This window comes from Streptomyces mobaraensis, from assembly GCF_020099395.1.
In the GTDB taxonomy this organism is placed as follows: domain Bacteria; phylum Actinomycetota; class Actinomycetes; order Streptomycetales; family Streptomycetaceae; genus Streptomyces.
In genome coordinates this window covers 1,987,888-2,012,817 of sequence record NZ_CP083590.1, presented here as the reverse complement: position 1 = coordinate 2,012,817, position 24,930 = coordinate 1,987,888, and the positions used below count along the sequence as shown (strand labels likewise).

At 68.5% G+C, this 24,930-nt stretch carries 13 protein-coding genes, 1 tRNA gene and 3 rRNA genes; 14 read left to right on the top strand and 3 right to left on the bottom strand.

The window, feature by feature from the left end:
* The gene (locus K7I03_RS08310) at positions 1-615 is read left to right on the top strand and encodes an SUKH-3 domain-containing protein (protein ID WP_185945967.1); all 615 of its coding nucleotides are present in this window, start codon (positions 1-3) and stop codon (positions 613-615) included.
* 80 nt (positions 616-695) lie between these two features.
* On the opposite strand, the gene eccCa is transcribed toward K7I03_RS08310, so the two are convergent.
* Entirely contained in the window at positions 696-4,658 is a 3,963-nt protein-coding gene (gene eccCa, locus K7I03_RS08305) for a type VII secretion protein EccCa (protein WP_185945966.1), read from the bottom strand.
* A 227-nt stretch (positions 4,659-4,885) separates the two neighbouring features.
* Between eccCa and eccD the strand changes: the two genes are divergently transcribed.
* The 6 genes from eccD to K7I03_RS08275 all read left to right on the top strand — a co-directional run bounded on the left by eccD (position 4,886) and on the right by K7I03_RS08275 (position 11,955).
* Entirely contained in the window at positions 4,886-6,355 is a 1,470-nt protein-coding gene (gene eccD, locus K7I03_RS08300; protein ID WP_185945965.1) for a type VII secretion integral membrane protein EccD, read from the top strand.
* Positions 6,356-6,535: 180 nt separating this feature from the next.
* Entirely contained in the window at positions 6,536-6,823 is a 288-nt protein-coding gene (gene rpsO, locus K7I03_RS08295) for a 30S ribosomal protein S15 (protein WP_185945964.1), read from the top strand.
* A 289-nt stretch (positions 6,824-7,112) separates the two neighbouring features.
* Positions 7,113-9,335, top strand: coding sequence for a polyribonucleotide nucleotidyltransferase (locus tag K7I03_RS08290; RefSeq protein WP_185945994.1), 2,223 nt, complete (start codon positions 7,113-7,115; stop codon positions 9,333-9,335).
* On the top strand, positions 9,332-10,711 hold the full coding sequence (locus K7I03_RS08285; protein WP_185945963.1) for a M16 family metallopeptidase: 1,380 nt from the start codon (positions 9,332-9,334) through the stop codon (positions 10,709-10,711). The genes K7I03_RS08290 and K7I03_RS08285 overlap by 4 nt, the downstream gene beginning before the upstream one ends.
* 26 nt (positions 10,712-10,737) lie before the next feature.
* A complete protein-coding gene (gene dapB, locus K7I03_RS08280; protein ID WP_185945962.1) occupies positions 10,738-11,490 on the top strand; it encodes a 4-hydroxy-tetrahydrodipicolinate reductase in 753 nt (250 codons plus the stop codon).
* 6 nt (positions 11,491-11,496) lie between these two features.
* Entirely contained in the window at positions 11,497-11,955 is a 459-nt protein-coding gene (locus K7I03_RS08275; protein WP_185945961.1) for a tetratricopeptide repeat protein, read from the top strand.
* Between the two features lie 69 nt (positions 11,956-12,024).
* On the opposite strand, the gene K7I03_RS08270 is transcribed toward K7I03_RS08275, so the two are convergent.
* On the bottom strand, positions 12,025-12,285 hold the full coding sequence (locus tag K7I03_RS08270; RefSeq protein WP_185945960.1) for a hypothetical protein: 261 nt from the start codon (positions 12,283-12,285) through the stop codon (positions 12,025-12,027).
* Between the two features lie 380 nt (positions 12,286-12,665).
* On the opposite strand from K7I03_RS08270, the gene dapA reads away from it, so the two are divergent.
* The 7 genes from dapA to K7I03_RS08235 all read left to right on the top strand — a co-directional run bounded on the left by dapA (position 12,666) and on the right by K7I03_RS08235 (position 22,070).
* Positions 12,666-13,565: a 4-hydroxy-tetrahydrodipicolinate synthase gene (gene dapA, locus K7I03_RS08265; RefSeq protein WP_185945959.1), complete on the top strand. Its 900-nt coding sequence runs from the start codon at positions 12,666-12,668 to the stop codon at positions 13,563-13,565.
* A gap of 184 nt (positions 13,566-13,749) precedes the next feature.
* A complete protein-coding gene (locus tag K7I03_RS08260) occupies positions 13,750-15,435 on the top strand; it encodes a ribonuclease J (RefSeq protein WP_185945958.1) in 1,686 nt (561 codons plus the stop codon).
* Between the two features lie 543 nt (positions 15,436-15,978).
* Positions 15,979-17,504 (top strand): 16S ribosomal RNA (locus K7I03_RS08255).
* Between the two features lie 275 nt (positions 17,505-17,779).
* A 23S ribosomal RNA gene (locus tag K7I03_RS08250) occupies positions 17,780-20,903 on the top strand.
* 78 nt (positions 20,904-20,981) lie between these two features.
* Positions 20,982-21,098: ribosomal RNA gene (gene rrf, locus K7I03_RS08245) — 5S ribosomal RNA — on the top strand.
* The 16S, 23S and 5S rRNA genes sit together here, the layout of an rRNA operon.
* Before the next feature lie 117 nt (positions 21,099-21,215).
* Complete coding sequence (locus K7I03_RS08240) at positions 21,216-21,926, top strand: DegT/DnrJ/EryC1/StrS family aminotransferase (RefSeq protein WP_185943370.1); 711 nt, start codon at positions 21,216-21,218, stop codon at positions 21,924-21,926.
* A 68-nt stretch (positions 21,927-21,994) separates the two neighbouring features.
* Positions 21,995-22,070: transfer RNA gene (locus tag K7I03_RS08235), tRNA-Thr, on the top strand.
* Between the two features lie 51 nt (positions 22,071-22,121).
* Here the strand turns inward: K7I03_RS08235 and K7I03_RS08230 are convergent.
* Complete coding sequence (locus K7I03_RS08230) at positions 22,122-24,740, bottom strand: SpoIIE family protein phosphatase (protein ID WP_185943383.1); 2,619 nt, start codon at positions 24,738-24,740, stop codon at positions 22,122-22,124.
* Positions 24,741-24,930: the final 190 nt, after the last annotated feature.

Here is a 24,930-nt window from a genome sequence, read left to right as displayed (position 1 = left end):
GTGCCGGGACAGGACCACCACACCGCGCCCGGCCACACCGCACCCGACGACACCGCACCTGGCCAAACCGCGCCCACCCACCCCCCACCCGACGACACCACCGCCTGGCTCACGTCCCACGGCTGGTACCCCGGCCGCGACACCGGGAACACCCTGGCGCCGCACATCGCCCGACGCGTCCGCGACTTCCACGACCAAGGCGAGGAACTGACCCCCACCCACACAGCGGTGACGTTCCTCCGCACGTACGGCGGCCTGTGCCTGCCCCTCTCCGAACGGGTGCGCCTCGTCACCGAACCGGACGGCGGACACGTCGAGATCGCCGAGGACGTCGCGGACCTCGCGGCGCACCTCGGGCAGCGCCTCTTCCCCGTGGCCTACGAGACGGACGAAGGGTCGGTCCACCTCGTGGACGAGACCGACCGCTTCTTCCTCCTCCACCCCTCCGGCACCTTCTACCTCGGCACCGGAGCCCAGGAAGCGTTCACCAAGCGCCACCGCCCCCGCCCCACACTCGTCGACGCCTGGAGCCTCCACGCCCACCGGCCCGGGACATCACACCGGCCTAGGACACCGCACCAGCCCGGGACACCGCACCAGCCCGGGACACCATGACTCCCGGGCCGGCGGCTCCTGACACGACCGGAATCGGCCGCCTCCCCTACTCCTCTGCCGCTCCGACTCCTCCGCCGCTCCTACTCCTCCGTGGCCACCCACCCCGTCTGCACCAGCGAGGCCCCGCCCCGCCGGGACACGAACAGGCCCCGCCCCGGCGGCAGCGGGCGCGGCTTGATGTTGCCGAGGAGTTCGCCCTCGCTCGAGTTGCCGGACAGCAGGACGCCCTGGGCGCCGAGTTCCTTGAAGCGCTGGATGAACGGCTCGTACGCGGAGCGGCCCGCGCCCGCGCTGCTGCGGGCGATGATGATGTTGACGCCGGCGTCGCGCGCGTACGGCAGGTTGTCGACGAGCTGTGCCATCGGGTTGCCGGACGAGGTGGCGACCAGGTCGTAGTCGTCGACGATGATGAACGCCCGCGGGCCCTTCCACCAGCTCCGGTCGCGCAGCTGCTGCGGGGTCACGTCCGTGCCCGGGATGCGGCTGCCGATCAGGGTGTTCATGTCGGTGAGGTACTCGGTGAAGGCGTTCTGGGTGGTGGCGTAGCCCACGAGGTAGGGCTCCGGCACGCACTCCAGCAGGCTGCGCCGGTAGTCGGCGACGAGGAACAGCGCCTCCTCGGGCGCGTACCGCTCGGTGAGCTGCTTGATCAGCAGCCGCAGCAGTGCCGTCTTCCCGGACTCGCTCTCGCCGTAGACCGCGAAGAACGGGTCGGTGTCGAAGTTGACGAAGACGGGCGCGAGGTTCATCTCGTCGAGGCCGATGGCCACGCCGCGGCCCGGCTGCGCGTGCCCGTCGGGCAGTTCGCGGGCGGACAGCATCCGCGGCAGCATCCGGACCTGCGGCGCGTGCGGGCCGGGCCAGGCGTCCACCGCCGCCTTGACGAAGTCGGCGGTGGCGTCCGAGAGGTCGTCGCCGCCTCCCGAACCGCCGTCGACGCGCGGCAGACCGCCCAGGAAGTGCAGCTTCTCGGCGGTGATACCGCGCCCGGGCACGCCCACCGGGACGTTCACCGCGATCTTCCGGTCGAGCTCGGAGTCGAGCGGGTCACCGAGCCGCAGCTCCAGCCGGCTCAGGAACTGGTCCTTGAGCGCCGCCCGCATCTCCATGTAGCGGGAGACGGTGACGACGAGGTGGACGCCGAGACCGAGACCGCGCGTGGTGATGTCGGCGATGTACGGCTCCAGCGCCTCGTAGTCCGTCTTGAACGTCTGCCAGCCGTCGATGACGAGGAAGACGTCGCCCCACGGCTCGTCGGGCAGCCGTCCGGCGGCGCGCAGCCGGCGGTAGGTGGCGATGGAGTCGATGCTGTTGTCGCGGAAGAACTCCTCGCGCCGGTTGAGGATGCCGGTCACCTCGGCGACCGTCCGGCGGATCTTCTCCGGGTCCAGCCGGGACGCGATGCCGCCGACGTGCGGCAGCCCCTCGACGGCGCTCAGCCCGCCGCCGCCGAAGTCCAGCCCGTAGAACTGCACCTCGTGCGGGGTGTGGGTGAGCGCGAACCCGGCGATCAGGGTGCGCAGCAGCGTGGACTTGCCGGACCGCGGACCGCCGACGATCAGCATGTGGCCGGCCGCGCCGGAGAAGTCCCGGACCAGGACGTCGCGCCGCTGCTCGAACGGCTTGTCCAGCAGGCCGAGCGGGACCCGCAGGCCGCCGGTCGTCTGGGGGTCCGGGCAGTGCAGACCGCGCTCGGGGGTGGCCGTCAGGCGGGGGAGCAGCTGGTCCATGGACGGCGCCTTGTTGAGCGGCGGCAGCCACACCTGGTGGGCGCCCGGGCCCTGGCCCTCCAGCCGGCGGACGATGACGTCGAGGACGGTGTCGGCGAGCGCGTCGTCGTCCGGCCGCGCCGGGGTGTAGCTGAAGTCCGGGTCCGGCGCCTGGTAGCGGACGGGCACCGGCGCCGCAGTGAAGAGCACCGGGCGGCGGTCGGCGGGCAGCGGGCCGGTACGGGTCAGGGCGCCCGCGCCGTCGCGGTACGTGCCCGACACGTAGGCGGCCTTGAACCGCGTCATCTCGTCGGTGCCGAACTTCAGGTAGCCGGAGCCCGGGACGGACGGCAGGTGGTACGCGTCCGGCACGCCCAGCGCCGTACGGGACTCGGCGGCGGAGAAGGTCCGCAGGCCGATCCGGTACGACAGGTAGGTGTCCAGGCCGCGCAGCCGGCCCTCCTCCAGGCGCTGCGAGGCCAGCAGCAGGTGCACGCCCAGGGACCGGCCGATGCGGCCGATCTGGATGAACATGTCGATGAAGTCGGGTTTGGCGGTGAGGAGTTCGCTGAACTCGTCGATGACCAGCACCAGCGAGGCCAGCGGCTCCAGCGGAGCGCCCGCGGCCCGCGCCTTCTCGTAGTCGTTGAGGTTGGCGTAGTTGCCCGCGGCGCGCAGCAGCTCCTGGCGGCGCTGGAGCTCACCGGTGATGGAGTCGCGCATGCGGTCGACGAGCGTGAGGTCGTCGGCGAGGTTGGTGATGACGGCCGCGACGTGCGGCAGTTCGGCCATGCCGGAGAACGTCGCGCCGCCCTTGAAGTCGGCGAGGACGAAGTTCAGGTTCTCGGACGAGTGGGTGACCGCCAGGCCGAGCACCAGCGTGCGCAGCAGCTCGGACTTGCCGGAACCGGTGGCGCCGACGCACAGGCCGTGCGGGCCCATGCCGTCCTCCGCGGCCTCCTTGAGGTCGAGCATGACGGGCGCGCCGTCCTCGCCGACGCCGATCGGCACCCGCAGCCGGTCGGCCCGCGAGCGCGGCCGCCACGTCGTGGCCGTGTCCACGGAGGCGGCGTCGCCCAGCCCCAGCAGGTCGGTGAACTCCAGGTTGGCCAGCAGCGGTTCCTCGTCGTCCCCGGCGGCGCCCACGCAGAGCGGGGCCATCTGCCGGGCGAGCGCCTCGGCGACCGGCACCGGCAGGTCGTCGGGCACGCCCTGGTAGACGGCGGTCGCCGACTCCAGCCGCAGCGCGCCCGGCCGGACGGTTATGCACAGCCCGCCGCGCGGCTCGTCCTCCTCGCCCGGGGCGATCTCCAGGACGGTGACGCCCTGCAGCCCCTCGGGCGAGGCGAGCAGCGACTCCGGCGGCACCGCGCCGCCGTCCAGCACCACCACGACGTGCGGCTGGTCCAGCACCGGCTGGGCCTCCCGGCTGAACCGGCTGCGCCCCTCCAGTCGCTTGGCCAGCAGCTCCTCGACCTCCGGCAGGTGGTCGCTGAACAGCCGCTTGGTGCCCGCGCCGTCGGCCGTGCCGGGCGCCTGGGTGTGCGGCAGCCACTTGGTCCAGTCCCACTCCGGCGCCGCCTCGCCGTCCGCGACGACCGCGATCACCAGGTCGTCGGGGGAGTGCAGGGCGGCCAGCCCGGCCACCATCGACCGCGCGGCACCCCGCACGGCGTCCGCCTCGCCGGTGACGACCACGTGGTAGAAGGCGCGCATCGACACCGCCACCGGCAGCCCGTCCAACGAGCCGTGCGTCGCCAGGAACTGCTGCATGGCACCGGCCGACAGCGGCTCCAGCTCCTCCACCGGCGCCGTGGTCGGCGCCACCAGCGGCGTCCAGAGCTGCTGCGGGCCGAGACCGATCCGCACCTGCCCGAAGTCCTTGTCGGAGACGCGCCGCTCCCACAGCCGGCTGCGCTCGGCGACCAGCGCCCACAGCTGCTCGGGCCCGGGGTGCAGGTAGAACTGCGCGTCCCGCTGCGCCCGCGCCGTGCGCCGCACCTTCCGCCGGGTCTGCGCCAGGTACTTGAGGTAGTCGCGCCGGCCGTCGACGGCCGCCCCCTGCGAGCCCTTGCGGTAGCGGACGACCTGCGCGATCGCCATCGCGACCGTCGACAGCAGCATCATCACGCCCATGATCTTCATGAACGGCTGGGTGCCGGGCATGAAGAAGAAGACGACCGACGAGCCCATGCCGAGCATGGGCAGCAGCTGCATCGCCATGCCCTCCTGCTGCCCGCGGGGCAGTTCGGGAGGGGGTTCGAGCTGCAGCTCATCCGCGTCGGGCTCGGGCGGCATGACCCGGGGCGGACGTTTGACGACGATCTGACTCACCGGCGTATCAATCCCTCGCGTACGGGCTGGGCGGTTGCGACCGGCGCGCCCCCCTGGTGGTGGCCAGTGCCCCCCCGGTGGTGGCCTGTCTCGGCGCGACGATGATCCTACGTGCATAACACAGCGGTGGGCCCCGGTATGGTGTCGGCCCGTCAACACGCGGGACCACCGGCGGCAGACCGCGGGACCGGCGGGTGGAACAGCAGGCAACGAGGGGGCCCTCCAAGGTGAGTCCGACCACAACGACCGGTTACAGCCGAGTGACGGTCGTCGCGCCCGACAGCCGGATCGACGTCGCCCTCCCCGACGACGTCGCCGTCGCGGATCTCCTCCCGGAGATCCTCCGGCTCACCGGGCACACCGCCGAGGGGACCACCCCGCCCGGCTACCACCTGGTGGGCACCGACGGCACCGTGCTCGAACCGGCGCGTTCGCTCGGCGCCCAGCGCGTACTCGACGGCGCGCTCCTGCGGCTGCGTCCGTTCACCGAGTCGCTGCCGCCCGCCGTCTACGACGACGTCGCCGACGCGGTCGCCGCCGCCGTCACCCGCGACCGCACCCTGTGGAACGAGCGGCTGCTGCGCGCCTCCGGCCTGGCCGGCGGCTCCCTGCTGCTGGTCCTGCTGGGCTTCGTCCTCTGGTTCGCCGACCCGGCGCGGCACGACATGCACAGCCTGCCCGGCATCATCGCCGCCGCGGTCGGCATCCTGCTGACGGCACTCTCCGGCGTCCGCGCCCGCGTCTACGACGACCGGCCGTCCGCCGTCGCCATGGGCCTCTCCGCCCTGCCGCACCTGATGATCGCCGGATCCGGCCTGATCGCCCTCCGGGACGGCGAGGGCGTCGGCCGCCTCCAGTTCCTGCTCGGCTGCGTCACCGTCCTCGTCGCCTCCGTGGTGCTCGCCGCGGTCATGCCCAGCGGGGACGCCCCCTTCGTCGCCGCCGTCTTCGCCTCCGCGGTCGGCACCCTCGCCACCTTCTGCGCGATCCTGGCCGGCGCGAGCCCCACCGACACCGCCGCCGTCTGCGCCGTCGTCGCGGTCGGCGCCCTGGCCTTCCTCCCCGGGCTGTCCGCCCGCGTCGCCCGGCTGCCCATCGGCTACGCCGCCCCGCGCTCGGCCACCGCGGGCGACCCCGACCGCGAGCCGGGCGTCCCGGCCGCGGACCCCGTCAACGCCGACCGCGTCGCCGCGCAGGCCCGCCGGGGCCACGAGATGCTGCTCGGCCTGGTCGGCGGCAGCGCGGCCGTCGTCGTCGGCGCCTGTGCCGTCCTCGGCTTCTCCCACGACGTATGGGCGCAGCTGCTGGCCCTGGCCACCGGCGCCGCCATGCTGCTGCGCGCCCGCCTCTTCCGCTACACCGCGCAGGTCGCGGCCGTCCTCACGGCCGGTCTCGCGGGCCTCGGGCTGCTGGTGCTCGGCCTGTCCCTGAACCCGCCGGGCGAGGCGGTCCGCAAGATGGTCATGGAGGGCGACCGCGGCCCGCTCGACGTGCACACCGTGTGGCTGGCGGCGGCCGTCGCCGCCGGGGCCGCGCTGATCGTCGGCATCGCGCTGATCGTCCCCAAGAAGGGGCTGTCCCCGTTCTGGGGCCGCCTCTCCGACCTCGCCGAGAGCGCCTTCCTGCTCGCCCTGGTGCCCCTGTGCCTGGCGGTACTGGACGTGTACTCCGCGGCCCGGAGCATGACCAGCGGGTGACGCCCCGGCCGGTGCTGCTGGTACGCTGTGTGACGGCCGTATGTGTACGCGCCCCCGGACCGCCCTTCGCGGTGTCTGGGGACAGCGCCCAGCGGACCCCGCCTCCCGAGTAACGGAAGCTCCCCTGAGACCAAGACCAGGGGCACTCGGTGGCCAAACGAGACTCTGAAGGAGTATCGCGTGTCGCTCGACGCCGCTACGAAGAAGCAGATCATGTCCGAGTTCGCCACCAAGGAGGGCGACACCGGCTCCCCCGAGGTCCAGGTCGCGATGCTCACCCGCCGCATCTCGGACCTGACCGAGCACCTCAAGAAGCACAAGCACGACCACCACTCCCGCCGTGGTCTGCTGCTGCTGGTCGGCCAGCGTCGCCGCCTGCTGCAGTACCTGGCGAAGAAGGACATCACGCGCTTCCGCGCCCTGGTCGAGCGCCTCGGCATCCGCCGCGGTGCCGCCGGCGCCAAGTAAGACGTGACGAAGGGAGCGGTTCCCACTGGGGGCCGCTCCCTTTGCGTATCTCGTGGGACACGGAAGCTTTGTACTCTGGTCCCACAACGGCACAACGCACGGCATAACGAACACGACGCATGCCAGGAGGAGCGCGGACTCTCCGCCGGTCCTCGGTAGTGGCCCCCGGAACGGGGAATTCCGGGTGCTTCGATCGAAGACCGGCCCGCACAGAGCACAGCGCGCCCTCCACCACCGTCCCGCCACACGGGCGCGGACGGCACATGGATCCGACGAGGAGATATCCCTGGTGGAGAACGAGACCCACTACGCCGAGGCCGTCATCGACAACGGCGCCTTCGGCACCCGCACCATCCGCTTCGAGACGGGCCGCCTGGCCAAGCAGGCCGCCGGCTCCGCCGTCGCGTACCTGGACGACGACACCATGGTGCTGTCGGCCACCTCCGCGTCCAAGCAGCCCAAGGACCAGCTCGACTTCTTCCCGCTCACGGTGGACGTCGAGGAGCGGATGTACGCCGCCGGCAAGATCCCCGGCAGCTTCTTCCGCCGCGAGGGCCGGCCCTCCGAGGACGCGGTCCTCACCTGCCGCCTGATCGACCGCCCGCTGCGCCCCTCCTTCAAGAAGGGCCTGCGCAACGAGATCCAGGTCGTCGCCACGATCATGGCGCTCAACCCCGACCACCTGTACGACGTCGTGGCGATCAACGCCGCCTCCGCGTCCACGCAGCTGGCCGGCCTGCCCTTCTCCGGCCCGATCGGCGGCGTCCGCGTCGCGCTGATCAACGGCCAGTGGGTGGCCTTCCCGACGCACACCGAGCTCGAGGACGCCGTCTTCGACATGGTCGTCGCGGGCCGCGCCCTGGAGGACGGCGACGTCGCGATCATGATGGTCGAGGCCGAGGCCACCGAGAAGACCATCCAGCTGGTCGCGGGCGGCGCCGAGGCGCCCACCGAGGAGGTCGTCGCCGCCGGTCTCGAGGCCGCGAAGCCCTTCATCAAGGTGCTCTGCAAGGCCCAGGCCGACCTCGCCGCGAAGGCCGCCAAGCCCGAGGGCGAGTTCCCGATCTTCCTGGACTACCAGGACGACGTCTTCGAGGCGCTCGCCGCCGCCGTCCGCCCCGAGCTGGCCCAGGCGCTCACCATCGCCGGCAAGCAGGACCGCGAGGCGGAGCTGGACCGCGTCAAGGCGCTCGCCGCCGAGAAGCTCCTCCCGGAGTTCGAGGGCCGCGAGAAGGAGATCTCCGCCGCGTACCGCTCGCTGACCAAGTCTCTGGTCCGTGAGCGCGTCATCAAGGAGAAGAAGCGCATCGACGGCCGCGGTGTCACCGACATCCGCACCCTGGCCGCCGAGGTCGAGGCCATCCCGCGGGTGCACGGCTCCGCGCTGTTCGAGCGCGGCGAGACCCAGATCCTGGGTGTCACCACGCTGAACATGCTCCGCATGGAGCAGCAGCTCGACACCCTCTCGCCGGTGACGCGCAAGCGCTACATGCACAACTACAACTTCCCGCCGTACTCCGTCGGTGAGACCGGCCGCGTGGGTTCGCCCAAGCGCCGCGAGATCGGCCACGGCGCGCTCGCCGAGCGCGCGATCGTGCCGGTCCTGCCGACCCGCGAGGAGTTCCCCTACGCGATCCGCCAGGTGTCCGAGGCCCTCGGCTCCAACGGCTCGACGTCCATGGGCTCGGTCTGCGCCTCCACCATGTCGCTGCTGAACGCCGGTGTGCCCCTGAAGGCCCCCGTCGCCGGCATCGCCATGGGCCTGATCTCCCAGGAGATCGACGGCAAGACCCACTACGTCGCCCTCACCGACATCCTCGGTGCTGAGGACGCCTTCGGTGACATGGACTTCAAGGTCGCCGGCACCAAGGAGTTCGTGACCGCCCTCCAGCTCGACACCAAGCTGGACGGCATCCCGGCCTCCGTCCTGGCCGCGGCCCTCAAGCAGGCCCGCGACGCCCGCCTGCACATCCTCGACGTGATGATGGAGGCCATCGACACGCCGGACGAGATGTCCCCCAACGCCCCGCGGATCATCACCGTCAAGATCCCGGTGGACAAGATCGGTGAGGTCATCGGCCCCAAGGGCAAGATGATCAACCAGATCCAGGAGGACACCGGCGCCGAGATCACCATCGAGGACGACGGCACCATCTACATCGGTGCCGCCGACGGCCCCTCCGCCGAGGCCGCCCGCGCCACGATCAACGCGATCGCCAACCCGACCATGCCGGAGGTCGGCGAGCGGTACCTGGGCACGGTCGTCAAGACCACCACCTTCGGTGCCTTCGTCTCCCTGATGCCCGGCAAGGACGGCCTGCTGCACATCTCGCAGATCCGCAAGCTCGCCGGCGGCAAGCGCGTGGAGAACGTCGAGGACGTGCTCGGCGTCGGCGCCAAGGTCCAGGTCGAGATCGCCGAGATCGACCAGCGCGGCAAGCTCTCCCTCGTCCCCGTGATCGAGGGCGAGAACGACGACACCGCCGAGACCAAGGACGAGTCCGCCAAGTGACGTCCCGTAGTACACGGAAGACGGCCCGCACCTCCTCGGAGGGGCGGGCCGTCGCCCGTACCCAAACGCTTCTCAAGGGCGAGAACGGCATCGGCACGGTCCGCAGGACCACCCTCCCCGGCGGCCTCCGCGTCGTCACCGAGACCCTGCCGTCCGTCCGCTCCGCCACCTTCGGCATCTGGGCCAACGTCGGCTCGCGCGACGAGACCCCGACGCTCAACGGCGCCACCCACTACCTGGAGCACCTGCTCTTCAAGGGCACGGCCAAGCGCAGCGCGCTCGACATCTCCGCCGCGATCGACGCGGTCGGCGGCGAGATGAACGCCTTCACGGCCAAGGAGTACACGTGCTACTACGCGCGTGTCCTCGACACCGACCTGCCGCTGGCCATCGACGTCGTCTGCGACATGCTCACCGGGTCCCTGATCGACGCCGCGGACGTGGACGCCGAGCGCGGGGTGATCCTCGAAGAGATCGCCATGACCGAGGACGACCCCGGCGACTGTGTGCACGACCTGTTCGCGCACACCATGCTGGGCGACACCCCCCTCGGCCGCCCGGTGCTCGGCACCGTCGACACGATCAACGCGCTGGGCCGCGACCAGATCGCTCGCTTCTACAAGAAGCACTACGACCCCACCCGCCTCGTCGTCGCCGCCGCGGGCAACGTCGACCACGCCAAGGTCGTCCGCCAGGTCCGCGCCGCGTTCGACCGGGCCGGCGCGCTGTCCCGTACGGACGCCGTGCCCGTCGCGCCGCGCTCCGGCTCGCGGACCATCCGCACCGCCGGCCGCGTGGAGGTGCTGAACCGCAAGACCGAGCAGGCGCACGTCGTCCTCGGCATGCCCGGCCTGGCCCGCACCGACGAGCGCCGCTGGGCGCTCGGCGTGCTCAACACGGCGCTCGGCGGCGGCATGAGCTCCCGCCTCTTCCAGGAGGTACGGGAGAAGCGCGGCCTCGCCTACTCGGTCTACTCGTACACCTCCGGGTTCGCCGACTGCGGCCTCTTCGGCGTCTACGCCGGCTGCCGGCCCAGCCAGGTCCACGATGTGCTGCGGATCTGCCGCGACCAGCTCGACCTGGTCGCCTCCGAGGGCCTGTCCGACGAGGAGATCGGCCGCGCGATCGGCCAGCTCTCGGGCTCCACGGTCCTCGGCCTGGAGGACACCGGCGCGCTGATGAACCGCATCGGCAAGAGCGAGCTGTGCTGGGGCGAGCAGATGTCGGTCGACGACATGCTGGCCCGCATCTCGGCCGTCACCCCGGACGAGGTCCGCGCGGTGGCCCGCGACGTCCTGGGGCAGCGCCCCTCGCTGTCCGTGATCGGCCCGCTGAAGGACAAGCAGGCCGCCCGCCTGCACGAGGCCGTTTCCTAGTGTCACCGTCGAAGGAAGCAGGAACGATGAGCAAGCTGCGCGTGGCGGTCATCGGCGCCCGGGGCCGCATCGGCTCCGAGGCCGTCCGGGCCGTCGAGGCCGCCGACGACATGGAACTGGTGGCCGCGCTGGGCCGGGGCGACAGCCTGGAGGCCCTGACCGCGGCCGGGGCCCAGGTCGCCGTCGAACTGACGCACCCCGACTCCGTCATGGACAACCTGGAGTTCTGCGTCCGCAACGGCATCCACGCCGTCGTCGGCACCACCGGCTGGACCGAGGACCGCCTCGCCCGGCTCACCTCCTGGCTCGACGCCTCCCCGTCGACAGGAGTGCTCATCGCGCCGAACTTCTCCATCGGTGCCGTCCTGACCATGACGTTCGCCCGGCAGGCGGCCCGGTTCTTCGAGTCGGTCGAGGTCGTCGAACTGCACCACCCGAACAAGGCGGACGCCCCCTCCGGCACCGCCACCCGCACCGCGCAGCTCATCGCCGCCGCGCGGCGCGAGGCCGGCTGCCCGCCGCAGCCCGACGCCACCACCACGGCGCTGGACGGCGCGCGCGGTGCCGACGTCGACGGGGTGCCCGTGCACTCCGTCCGGCTGCGCGGCCTGCTGGCCCACCAGGAGGTGCTGCTCGGCGACACCGGCGAGACCCTCACCATCCGGCACGACTCGCTGCACCACAGCTGCTTCATGCCGGGCATCCTGCTGGGCGCCCGCCGGGTGCCGCGGACCCCGGGGCTGACCTTCGGCCTCGAGCACTTCCTGGATCTGGGCTGATCGACGATGCGCGCGAAGATCGTCTACTTCGGGCTGGCCGCCGTCCTGGTCGTCTACTTCGTCCTGGTCGGCAGCCGCGGCGTCATGCTCATCGAGCAGGGCACGGCCATCACGGTCGCCTTCGGTGTCGCCGTCCTCATCCTGCCGTTCATCGGCGCCTGGTTCCTCTACCAGACCACCAAGTTCGCGCGGGACGCCAACCGGCTGGCGCGCGAGCTGGAAGCCGAGGGCGGACTGCCCGTCGACGAGCTGGAGCGGACCCCCAGCGGCCGGGTGGACCGGGACTCGGCGGACGCCGTCTTCGCCCGCCGCAGGGCCGAGACGGAGGCCGCCCCGGACGACTGGCGCAGCTGGTTCCGGCTCGCCGTGGCCTACCACGACGCGCGGGACACCCCGCGGGCCCGTAAGGCCATGCAGCGGGCGATCGCGCTGCACGACGGGAAGCCGGTGCGCGCGGCGCACTGAAGCCTCTCCGGAGGTACGGAAAAGGGCCTGGTCGCCTTGTCGACCGGGCCCTTTTCGGGTGAACCGCCCTCAGCGGTTGGACGCCTGAGTGCTCTGCGAGTGGTGGGTGTTCTGCGGGCTGGTGTCCATCGCGGGCATGCCGAACAGAAGTGCTCCGGCCAGCCCGGCGGTGACCGTCAGCCCCATCAGCACCCGCCCGACGATCTGCGAGCGACTGGCGCGCTGAGGAGGCGGCGTGATGTTGCTGCGATACCGCTCGGCTTCGGCGACGAAGGCGAACGGTACGGGCTCTCTGGGGGCACCGCCCAGCGGTAGCTGGGGGAGGGACATGGTGGGCTCTCCTAGGAACCTTGAGGTGGCTGTCACCCGTAAAGACGCTCGAACGCCCGATTTGGTGCCCGATTTCTGGGACGTCTGTGAAAAATCTCAACCGCCGGACATCTGGCGGGCGGACGTGGTCGGTGCCCTCGGTCCACGCCGCCGCCGACCCGGGAGGGTCGTGCCGCTCCGTAGCGCGGGAACCCGGGGGAGGGACGGGCGCCCCGATGAGCCCCGGTGGCGGGTTGTCCGTATTGCGACCTTTCGACCTCTTCATTTAGGCTGAATAAACGGACCCGGCACTGTTTGAACCCCCGAGCAGGCAGTGCCGGGATCCATTGCACACTCCCCGAGGGAGTACCTCACGGTGAGCAACGAGTAGCGTGGCCCCCATGGCTCCGATCTCCACACCGCAGACGCCCTTCGGACGGGTCCTGACCGCTATGGTCACCCCCTTCACCTCCGACGGCGCTCTCGACCTCGACGGCGCGCAGCGGCTCGCCGCCCACCTGGTCGACGCCGGCAACGACGGCCTCGTCGTCAACGGCACCACCGGCGAGTCGCCCACCACCAGCGACGCGGAGAAAGCGCAGCTCGTACGGGCGGTTGTGGAGGCCGTCGGCGACCGGGCGCACATCGTGGCCGGAGCCGGCACCAACGACACCCGGCACAGCGTCGAGCTGGCCCGCGCCGCCGAGCGGGCGGGCGCCCACGGCCTGCTGGCCGTGACGCCGTACTACAACAAGCCCCCTCAGGAGGGCCTGTACCGGCACTTCACCACGGTCGCGGACGCCACCGACCTCCCGGTGATGCTCTACGACATCCCCGGCCGCAGCGGCACCGCGATCGAGACCGAGACGATGGTCCGGCTCGCCGAGCACCCCCGCATCGTCGCCAACAAGGACGCCAAGGGCGACCTGGGCGCGGCGAGCTGGGCCCTCAGCCGCAGCGGACTGGCCTGGTACTCCGGCGACGACATGCTGAACCTGCCGCTGCTGTCCGTCGGCGCGGTCGGCTTCGTCTCCGTGGTCGGCCACTTCGTCGCCCCCGAGCTGCGCGCCTTGCTGGAGGCTCACCTCTCGGGTGACGTCACCAAGGCGACGGCGATCCACCAGCGGCTGCTGCCGGTCTTCACCGGCGTCTTCCGGGCCCAGGGTGTGATCACCACCAAGCGGGCACTGAGCCTCCAGGGCCTGCCGGCCGGGCCGCTGCGGCTGCCGCTGGTCGAGCTCGGCCCCGAGCAGACCGAACAGCTCAAGCGCGATCTGGCCGTCGGCGGGGTACAGCTCTAGGAGAGGGCGCGCGACCGTCCGCGCCACCGCGCGACGGGCCGCCCGCAGACTTCACAACCGAATACCGCTTCACAACTGAACAAGCTCGACAACCGAATACCGGTAACCCATAACTGCAAGTGCACGAATGTCACGCGCGCCATGTGTCCCCGGGACATGTGGCGTGCGTGGTGAGGAGAGTCTTTTGAGTCACCCGCACCCTGAACTCGGTCCCCCGCCGAAGCTCCCCGAGGGCGGCCTGCGCGTCACGCCGCTCGGCGGTCTTGGCGAGATCGGCCGCAACATGACGGTCTTCGAGTACGGCGGCCGTCTGCTGATCGTCGACTGCGGAGTGCTTTTCCCCGAGGAGGAGCAGCCCGGAGTCGACCTGATCCTGCCGGACTTCACGTCCATCCGGGACCGCCTGGACGACATCGACGGCATCGTGCTCACGCACGGCCACGAGGACCACATCGGCGGCGTCCCCTACCTGCTCCGCGAGAAGCCGGACATCCCGCTGATCGGCTCGAAGCTGACCCTCGCGCTGATCGAGGCGAAGCTCCAGGAGCACCGCATCCGCCCGTACACCCTGGAGGTCGTCGAAGGCCACCGCGAGGCCATCGGCCCCTTCGACCTGGAGTTCGTGGCGGTCAACCACTCCATCCCGGACGCCCTGGCGGTCGCCATCCGCACCCCCGCCGGCATGGCGGTGCACACCGGCGACTTCAAGATGGACCAGCTTCCGCTGGACCGCCGCCTCACCGACCTGCCCGCCTTCGCGCGGCTCGGCGAGGAGGGCATCGACCTGCTGCTGGTGGACTCCACCAACGCAGAGGTCCCCGGCTTCGTCCCGCCGGAGCGCGACATCTCCAACGTGCTGCGGACGGTCTTCGCCGGCGCCCAGAAGCGCATCATCGTCGCCAGCTTCGCCAGCCATGTGCACCGCATCCAGCAGATCCTGGACGCCGCGCACGAGTACGGCCGCCGGGTGGCCTTCGTCGGCCGCTCGATGGTCCGCAACATGGGCATCGCCCGTGACCTGGGCTACCTGCGCGTCCCGGCCGGTCTGGTCGTCGACGTCAAGGCGCTGGACGACCTGCCGGACGAGCAGGTCGTGCTCGTCTGCACGGGTTCCCAGGGCGAGCCGATGGCCGCGCTGTCCCGGATGGCCAACCGCGACCACCAGATCCGGATCGTCCAGGGCGACACCGTCATCCTGGCGTCGTCCCTCATCCCTGGCAACGAGAACGCGGTCTACCGCGTGATCAACGGCCTGACCCGCTGGGGCGCCAACGTCGTCCACAAGGGCAACGCCAAGGTCCACGTCTCCGGACACGCCTCCGCGGGCGAGCTGCTGTACTTCTACAACATCTGCAAGCCGCGGAACCTGATGCCGGTGCACGGCGAGTGGCGCCACCTGCGCGCCAACGCCGAACTGGGCGCGCTCACCGGTGTGCCGAAGAACCACATCGTCATCGCCGAGGACGGCGTGGTCGTCGACCTCGTCGACGGCGCGGCGAGGATCGTCGGCAAGGTCCAGGCCGGTTACGTGTACGTGGACGGCCTCTCGGTCGGCGACGTGACGGAGTCCTCCCTGAAGGACCGCCGCATCCTGGGCGACGAGGGCATCATCTCGGTCTTCGTGGTCGTCGACTCCACAACCGGCAAGGTCGTCAGCGGCCCGCAGATCCAGGCCCGCGGTTCCGGCATCGACGACGCGTCGTTCAACGCCGTGGTGCCCAAGATCGAGGAGTCCATCGCCAAGGCGGCCGCGGACGGCATCGCCGAGCCGCACCAGCTCCAGCAGCTGATCCGCCGCGCGGTGGGCCGCTGGGTCTCCGACCAGTACCGCCGGCGCCCGATGATCCTGCCCGTGGTCGTCGAGGTCTGACGCACCTTCGGTTGACGCCCCGTCAGCCGCACGGACGGCCGCGCCCGCCTCGATTTGCATCCGGGCGCGGCCGTCCAGTACGTTTACGGCTCCACCGCGACGGGAACCCTGTAGCGCTTCGGCGTGAAGGGAAGACCGTCAGGCGGTCGGAAAAACCGACTGAATCGGATCTGATAAAGTCGGCACCGCCGGAAAGCGAAAGCAAGAAGGCGAAACCCCGCTCCAACAGGGGGCCGGAAACAGAATCCGAACCGGAAACGGAACGGAAAACGGATCTGGTAAGGTTGGAAACACCGAAGGGAAGCGCCCAGAGGAAAGCCTGAGAGAGTCTCTCGGGTGAGTACAAAGGAAGCGTCCGTTCCTTGAGAACTCAACAGCGTGCCAAAAGTCAACGCCAGACTATAAAACAACCCCGTCCACGGATCCTTGTGGTCCTGGATGAGGTTCCTTTGAAAAACACAGCGAGGACGCTGTGAACGACCGGGCTTATTCCGCTTGGTCGTTCCGCTCAACGCGAGTGTTGCACCGGATGACCGGTAAACATTCACGGAGAGTTTGATCCTGGCTCAGGACGAACGCTGGCGGCGTGCTTAACACATGCAAGTCGAACGATGAACCTCTTTCGGGAGGGGATTAGTGGCGAACGGGTGAGTAACACGTGGGCAATCTGCCCTGCACTCTGGGACAAGCCCTGGAAACGGGGTCTAATACCGGATACGACTACTGACCGCATGGTTGGTGGTGGAAAGCTCCGGCGGTGCAGGATGAGCCCGCGGCCTATCAGCTTGTTGGTGGGGTGATGGCCTACCAAGGCGACGACGGGTAGCCGGCCTGAGAGGGCGACCGGCCACACTGGGACTGAGACACGGCCCAGACTCCTACGGGAGGCAGCAGTGGGGAATATTGCACAATGGGCGAAAGCCTGATGCAGCGACGCCGCGTGAGGGATGACGGCCTTCGGGTTGTAAACCTCTTTCAGCAGGGAAGAAGCGAGAGTGACGGTACCTGCAGAAGAAGCGCCGGCTAACTACGTGCCAGCAGCCGCGGTAATACGTAGGGCGCAAGCGTTGTCCGGAATTATTGGGCGTAAAGAGCTCGTAGGCGGCTTGTCGCGTCGGATGTGAAAGCCCGGGGCTTAACCCCGGGTCTGCATTCGATACGGGCAGGCTAGAGTTCGGTAGGGGAGATCGGAATTCCTGGTGTAGCGGTGAAATGCGCAGATATCAGGAGGAACACCGGTGGCGAAGGCGGATCTCTGGGCCGATACTGACGCTGAGGAGCGAAAGCGTGGGGAGCGAACAGGATTAGATACCCTGGTAGTCCACGCCGTAAACGTTGGGAACTAGGTGTGGGCGACATTCCACGTCGTCCGTGCCGCAGCTAACGCATTAAGTTCCCCGCCTGGGGAGTACGGCCGCAAGGCTAAAACTCAAAGGAATTGACGGGGGCCCGCACAAGCAGCGGAGCATGTGGCTTAATTCGACGCAACGCGAAGAACCTTACCAAGGCTTGACATACACCGGAAAGCGCTAGAGATAGTGCCCCCCTTGTGGTCGGTGTACAGGTGGTGCATGGCTGTCGTCAGCTCGTGTCGTGAGATGTTGGGTTAAGTCCCGCAACGAGCGCAACCCTTGTTCTGTGTTGCCAGCATGCCTTTCGGGGTGATGGGGACTCACAGGAGACTGCCGGGGTCAACTCGGAGGAAGGTGGGGACGACGTCAAGTCATCATGCCCCTTATGTCTTGGGCTGCACACGTGCTACAATGGCCGGTACAATGAGCTGCGATACCGTGAGGTGGAGCGAATCTCAAAAAGCCGGTCTCAGTTCGGATTGGGGTCTGCAACTCGACCCCATGAAGTTGGAGTTGCTAGTAATCGCAGATCAGCATTGCTGCGGTGAATACGTTCCCGGGCCTTGTACACACCGCCCGTCACGTCACGAAAGTCGGTAACACCCGAAGCCGGTGGCCCAACCCTTGTGGAGGGAGCTGTCGAAGGTGGGACTGGCGATTGGGACGAAGTCGTAACAAGGTAGCCGTACCGGAAGGTGCGGCTGGATCACCTCCTTTCTAAGGAGCACATAGCCGACTACGAGCGAATGACTCGTACGGTTGCTCATGGGTGGAACGTTGACTATTCGGCACAGTCTTGAGGGACTTGTTAGTACTGCTTCGGCGTGGAACACAGGGTCTGGAGAGGCTGGGTCGGGCACGCTGTTGGGTGTCTGAGGGTACGAGCGTGAGCTTGTTGCCTTCGGTCCGGCCCCGGTAAAGGCTTGCTTCGGCGGGTTGTGACGGGTGGCTGGTCGTTGTTTGAGAACTGCACAGTGGACGCGAGCATCTGTGGCCAAGTTTTTAAGGGCGCACGGTGGATGCCTTGGCACCAGGAACCGATGAAGGACGTGGGAGGCCACGATAGGCCCCGGGGAGCTGTCAACCAAGCTGTGATCCGGGGGTGTCCGAATGGGGAAACCCGGCAGTCGTCATGGGCTGTCACCCGCTGCTGAACACATAGGCAGTGTGGAGGGAACGCGGGGAAGTGAAACATCTCAGTACCCGCAGGAAGAGAAAACAACCGTGATTCCGGGAGTAGTGGCGAGCGAAACCGGATGAGGCCAAACCGTTTGTGTGTGATACCCGGCAGGGGTTGCGCAGGCGGGGTTGTGGGATCTCTCTTTCATAGTCTGCCGGCTGTGAGACGAGTCAGAAACCGTAGTGATAGGCGAAGGACATGCGAAAGGTCCGGCGTAGAGGGTAAGACCCCCGTAGCTGAAATCATTGCGGCTCGTTTGAGAGACACCCAAGTAGCACGGGGCCCGAGAAATCCCGTGTGAATCTGGCGGGACCACCCGCTAAGCCTAAATATTCCCTGGTGACCGATAGCGGATAGTACCGTGAGGGAATGGTGAAAAGTACCGCGGGAGCGGAGTGAAATAGTACCTGAAACCGTGTGCCTACAAGCCGTGGGAGCGTCGCATGGCAGGCTTGCCTGTCATGTCGTGACTGCGTGCCTTTTGAAGAATGAGCCTGCGAGTTTGCGGTGTGTTGCGAGGTTAACCCGTGTGGGGAAGCCGTAGCGAAAGCGAGTCCGAATAGGGCGATTGAGTAGCGCGCCCAAGACCCGAAGCGGAGTGATCTAGCCATGGGCAGGTTGAAGCGGAGGTAAGACTTCGTGGAGGACCGAACCCACCAGGGTTGAAAACCTGGGGGATGACCTGTGGTTAGGGGTGAAAGGCCAATCAAACTCCGTGATAGCTGGTTCTCCCCGAAATGCATTTAGGTGCAGCGTCGTGTGTTTCTTGCCGGAGGTAGAGCACTGGATAGGCGATGGGCCCTACCGGGTTACTGACCTTAGCCAAACTCCGAATGCCGGTAAGTGAGAGCGCGGCAGTGAGACTGTGGGGGATAAGCTCCATGGTCGAGAGGGAAACAGCCCAGAGCATCGACTAAGGCCCCTAAGCGTACGCTAAGTGGGAAAGGATGTGGAGTCGCAGAGACAACCAGGAGGTTGGCTTAGAAGCAGCCACCCTTGAAAGAGTGCGTAATAGCTCACTGGTCAAGTGATTCCGCGCCGACAATGTAGCGGGGCTCAAGCGTACCGCCGAAGTCGTGTCATTGCAGTACATACCTCTAACGGGGACTGTGATGGGTAGGGGAGCGTCGTGTGCCGGGTGAAGCAGCCGCGGAAGCGAGTTGTGGACGGTTCACGAGTGAGAATGCAGGCATGAGTAGCGATACACACGTGGGAAACGTGTGCGCCGATTGACTAAGGGTTCCTGGGTCAAGCTGATCTGCCCAGGGTAAGTCGGGACCTAAGGCGAGGCCGACAGGCGTAGTCGATGGACAACCGGTTGATATTCCGGTACCCGCTTTGAAACGCCCAATATCGAATCAGGCGATGCTAAGTCCGTGAAGCCGTTCCGGACCCTTCGGGGAATGGAAAGTGGTGGAGCCGACGATCCAGACTTGTAGTAGGTAAGCGATGGGGTGACGCAGGAAGGTAGTCCAGCCCGGGCGGTGGTTGTCCCGGGGTAAGGGTGTAGGCCGTGTGGTAGGCAAATCCGTCACACGTTAAGGCTGAGACCTGATGCCGAGCCGATTGTGGTGAAGTGGATGATCCTATGCTGTCGAGAAAAGCCTCTAGCGAGTTTCATGGCGGCCCGTACCCTAAACCGACTCAGGTGGTCAGGTAGAGAATACCGAGGCGTTCGGGTGAACTATGGTTAAGGAACTCGGCAAAATGCCCCCGTAACTTCGGGAGAAGGGGGGCCATGTCTGGTGATGAGTCTTGCACTCTGAGCTGGGTGTGGCCGCAGAGACCAGCGAGAAGCGACTGTTTACTAAAAACACAGGTCCGTGCGAAGCCGTAAGGCGATGTATACGGACTGACGCCTGCCCGGTGCTGGAACGTTAAGGGGACCGGTTAGCTTGGATTCGTCCAGGCGAAGCTGAGAACTTAAGCGCCAGTAAACGGCGGTGGTAACTATAACCATCCTAAGGTAGCGAAATTCCTTGTCGGGTAAGTTCCGACCTGCACGAATGGCGTAACGACTTCTCGACTGTCTCAACCATAGGCCCGGTGAAATTGCACTACGAGTAAAGATGCTCGTTTCGCGCAGCAGGACGGAAAGACCCCGGGACCTTTACTATAGCTTGATATTGGTGTTCGGTTCGGCTTGTGTAGGATAGGTGGGAGACTGTGAAGCATGCACGCCAGTGTGTGTGGAGTCGTCGTTGAAATACCACTCTGGTCGTGCTGGATGTCTAACCTGGGTCCGTGATCCGGATCAGGGACAGTGTCTGGTGGGTAGTTTAACTGGGGCGGTTGCCTCCTAAAGGGTAACGGAGGCGCCCAAAGGTTCCCTCAGCCTGGTTGGCAATCAGGTGTTGAGTGTAAGTGCACAAGGGAGCTTGACTGTGAGACCGACGGGTCGAGCAGGGACGAAAGTCGGGACTAGTGATCCGGCGGTGGCTTGTGGAAGCGCCGTCGCTCAACGGATAAAAGGTACCCCGGGGATAACAGGCTGATCTTCCCCAAGAGTCCATATCGACGGGATGGTTTGGCACCTCGATGTCGGCTCGTCGCATCCTGGGGCTGGAGTCGGTCCCAAGGGTTGGGCTGTTCGCCCATTAAAGCGGTACGCGAGCTGGGTTTAGAACGTCGTGAGACAGTTCGGTCCCTATCCGCTGTGCGCGTAGGAGTCTTGAGAAGGGCTGTCCCTAGTACGAGAGGACCGGGACGGACGAACCTCTGGTGTGCCAGTTGTTCTGCCAAGGGCATGGCTGGTTGGCTACGTTCGGGAGGGATAACCGCTGAAAGCATCTAAGCGGGAAGCCTGCTTCGAGATGAGGACTCCCACCCACTTGATGGGGTAAGGCTCCCAGTAGACGACTGGGTTGATAGGCCAGGTGTGGAAGACCGGTAACGGTTGGAGCTGACTGGTACTAATAGGCCGAGGGCTTGTCCTCAGTTGCTCGCGTCCACTGTGTTGGTTCTGAAACCACGAACAACCAAAGTGCCGGTTGTTTGAAATTGTTTCATAGTGTTTCGGTGGTCATAGCGTTAGGGAAACGCCCGGTTACATTCCGAACCCGGAAGCTAAGCCTTTCAGCGCCGATGGTACTGCATGGGGGACCGTGTGGGAGAGTAGGACGCCGCCGAACTAAATTTCAGAAAAGCTCTGGTGTTTGAACCTCGGTTCAGACGCCAGAGCTTTTTTGTTTTCCCAAAGAAATACGGAGTGTCATGCGCGGTTAACGTCGTGCCACCATCATGGAGGTATGGGGACAAGGACAGCAGACCTCCTGGCAGCGGCCGGCGTGGGCATCGGTGACGAGGTGATCGTGCCCTCGTACGGCACCACCGACGTCGTCGAGGCCGTACGGGCCGTCGGAGCCGCGCCGGTGTTCGCGGACATCGACGTCTGGAGCTACTGCCTCGCGCCGGCCTCCGTCGCCGAAGCGATCGGGGAGCGCACCGCCGCGATCGTCCCCCTGGACCTCTTCGGCCACCCCGCCGACGTGATGGCCCTTCAGGCCCTCGTCGGCGCCCGGCCGTTGCCCGTCATCTCGCATGTCGAAGAGCGGCCCGCCGATTCCGCCGAAGCGCTCCAGCGACGCCGGTCCCACGCCGCCTACCTGGACGGCAGGCTGACCGGAGTCTCGACGCCCCGCACCGCGCCCGGCGTCGAGCACCGCTACCACTCCTACGTCGTCCGCGTCCCCGGCAACGGACGGCCGGACCGCGACGCCTTCGCGCGGGCCCTGCGGGCGCGCGGCGTGCGGTGCTCCGTTCCCATCACCACGCCCGTGCACCGGACGCCGGCGTACGCGCGGGACGTGAAGGATCTGAGCCTCCCCGAGACCGAGCGGGCCGCGGAGCAGTGCCTCGCCCTGCCCGTCGACGCCGGCATGACGCGCCGTGAACTGCGTCATGTGGTGGCCGCCTGCAACGCGTTGGGCGGGCTCCTGCCGTACGACGTCGCCGCCTGACCGGCGGGAACGGCGGCCGGATGGTCAAAAGCACGTCCGAACATCCGGTATGCTTTATCTCGTTGCCGGCCCCAATAGCTCAGTCGGCAGAGCGTCTCCATGGTAAGGAGAAGGTCAACGGTTCGATTCCGTTTTGGGGCTCCAGAAGAAAAGGCCCCCGCCTCTCGGCGGGGGCCTTTCTTGTATCCACCGGTATCACTCCACCGGCCGCTCCGGCATCCGCATGGCCAGAATCGCCATGTCGTCGGACGGCGGCTCGGCCGCGAAGCGCTCCACCGCGCGGAGGATGCGCGCCGAGACCGCGCCCGCGTTCAGGCCCGTACAGGTCGCGAGGACGTCCGCGAGACCGTCGTCGCCCAGCATGCGCGAGCCCTCGCGGCGCTCGGTGACGCCGTCCGTGACGCACAGCAGGACGTCGCCCGGGTCGAGGGTGACCGGCTGCTCGTACAGCTCCAGGTCGTCCATGACGCCCAGCAGCGGCTGCGGGTCGGCCGCCGGCTCCACCGTGCCGTCCGGGCGCAGCCGCAGGGGCAGCGGGTGGCCGGCGCAGACGACCTTGAGGAGGGCGCTGCCGTCCTCCTGCGGCCACAGCTCGCCGTACAGCAGGGTGAGGAAGCGGCTGCGGGCGCCCTCGTCCAGGATGGCCGCGTTGAGGCGCTCCAGGACCGCGGGGCCGCCGAAGCCCTCCCGGGCCAGCAGGCGCAGGGCGTGCCGGGCCAGGCCGGTGACGGCCGCGGCCTCCGGGCCGGTGCCGCAGACGTCGCCGATGGCGAAGCCGTACGCGCCGTCCCGGATCGGGAAGAGGTCGTAGAAGTCGCCGCCGACCTCGTTGCCCTCGCCCGCCGCGCGGTAGATGACGTCGACCTCGACGCCCGGCACGTCCGGCAGGCCCGGCGGGAGCAGGCTGCGCTGGAGGCTCTGGCTGATCGCCGTGCGCTCGCTGTAGAGGCGGGCGTTGTCCAGGGCCAGCGCGGCCCGGCGGGAGAGGTCCTCGGCGAGCTCGACGATCTCCTGGCGGAAGTGGTCGTCGGTCGGCTTGCCGAGGGTGAGCATGCCGATCACGCGGTTGCGGGCCACCAGGGGCAGCACTACGGTCTCGCCGCCGACCGCCGCCGCCGTGGTGAGCGAGACGCCGGGGGCGGGTGAGGATTCCGGGACGTCGGTGAGGCCCACGCTCCGCAGCGAGCTGCGCAGCGCCTCCGAGTGCGCCGCCCGGGCGGGGGCCGTCCAGATGCGGGCGCCGGGGGTGGGGACGGGGTCCGGCGGGGCGACCTTGGCCAGCAGCGCCTTGAGGCCGTCGATGAGGTCCTCGTCCTCGTGCAGGACGTAGGAGAGCTCCGGCTCGGAGGACTGGTCGGCGATGGTGTAGACGGCGCACCAGGTGGCCAGGGTCGGGACGGTCATCTGGGCCATCAGGGCCAGCGTCTGGTCCCGGTCCAGGGTGCCGGCCAGCAGGTCCGACGCCTCGACGAGGAAGGACAGCGAGCCGCGGCGCAGCCGTTCGAGCTCGCCGAGGCGGGCGGACTCGACGGCGAGGGCGATCCGGTCGGCGGCGAACTGGAGCCGCAGCGCCTCCTCGTTGCCGTACCGGTGCGGGGCCTCGGCGGCGACGCCGAGCGAGCCGGTGAGGCGGCCCTCGACCTTGAGCGGGACGGTGACGACCGAGCGGAGGCCGGTGTCGGTGAGCAGGGGCACGGCCCCGGGGACGGCGTTGAGGTCGTCGTGGACGGAGGGGAGCCGGGCGGAGCCGTAGCGGCCGGTGCCGGCCTCGACGGGAACGCGGGCGAAGCGCTGCCGGGCGGAGGGCAGGCCGGTGGAGGCCCGTACCTCCAGCTCGGTCTCGTCGTCGGTGGCGAGGAGGAGGTAGGCGGCGTCGCCGTCGAGCATGTCGCGGGCGCGTTCGACGGTGCGCTGGAGCAGGCCGTCGAGGTCGTCGGGGGCGGGGGAGCCGATGAAGACCTCGAAGGGGTCGGCGGCGGTGCCGCGGTCCGTCGAGGCGTCGGGGCCGGAGGAGCGCGGCGGGCTCTGCAGCACGGCCCGCTCCTCGTCGCGGACCAGCAGGCAGACCGTCGAGGGCGCGCCCTCGTTGTCGCGGACGCGCAGGTGGGAGGCGTAGACGGGGATGACGCGGCCGTCGGAGCCCCTTATCCCGTACGAGCCCTCCCAGCGGGAGAGGCGGAGGGCCTCGGCGATGCCGGTGGAGGTGCCGGGGGTGTGCGGCCAGGCGGCGAGGTCGGCGAGGGGTTTGCCGGTCACCTGGTCGGCGGTGTAGCCGAAGAGGTGCGCGGCGTCGTCGTTCCAGGCGCTGATGCCGCCGGCGCCGTCGATCTGGACGACCGCGACGCGGACCCGGGGGTCGGCGACGGGGAGGGCCTCGACGGGCAGGGCCGGGCCGGCCGAGCGGGTGCCGGCGGGGCGGTCGTCGAGGTCGAGGCGGAACCAGACCTTCTTCTGGGTGGCGCCGTATTCGACGCCCCAGCAGGCGGCGAGGGCGGTGCAGAGCATCAGTCCGCGGCCGCCCTCGCGGTCCAGGCCGCCGAACTGGCGGGTGGGCGTCTGGAGCGGAAGCTCACGTTCGGGGTAGCGGTCGCTGACCTCGATGCGGACGCCCGCGTCCGTCCTGACGCAGAGGACGTCGGCGGAGGTGCCGGCGTGGACGACGGCGTTGGTGACCAGTTCGCTGGTCAGCACCACCGCGTCGTCGATGACGTCGGGGAATCCCCACCCCTGGAGGGTGTCCCGGACGAAGGCCCGGGCAGCGGCGACCGAGCGCCCGACCGGCTCGAAGGTGGCGGCTGCCCGCGCGGTGATCACAGCACTCCCCATTGGCCTCTCATCGCTCCCCCGAGTCCTGTGCCCGATTCCCATGACGACGATTCGTCCGCCAGGCTAAACCGTCGGCAGACGGGATGGGGAACGATGGGGGAAGGACGGGGAACGCGGGCGGGGAATCCCGGGCGGAATGCGGAGGCGTGGAAGGAGTGGGGGAAGGGGTCCGGAAGAG

Bases quoted from the DNA above. Each gene is read 5' to 3' on its own strand.
- dapB (WP_185945962.1), top strand. From the start codon at position 10,738: ATGAGCAAGCTGCGCGTGGCGGTCATCGGCGCCCGGGGCCGCATCGGC.
- K7I03_RS08275 (WP_185945961.1), top strand. From the start codon at position 11,497: ATGCGCGCGAAGATCGTCTACTTCGGGCTGGCCGCCGTCCTGGTCGTC.
- K7I03_RS08270 (WP_185945960.1), bottom strand. From the start codon at position 12,285: ATGTCCCTCCCCCAGCTACCGCTGGGCGGTGCCCCCAGAGAGCCCGTA.
- dapA (WP_185945959.1), top strand. From the start codon at position 12,666: ATGGCTCCGATCTCCACACCGCAGACGCCCTTCGGACGGGTCCTGACC.
- K7I03_RS08240 (WP_185943370.1), top strand. From the start codon at position 21,216: ATGGGGACAAGGACAGCAGACCTCCTGGCAGCGGCCGGCGTGGGCATC.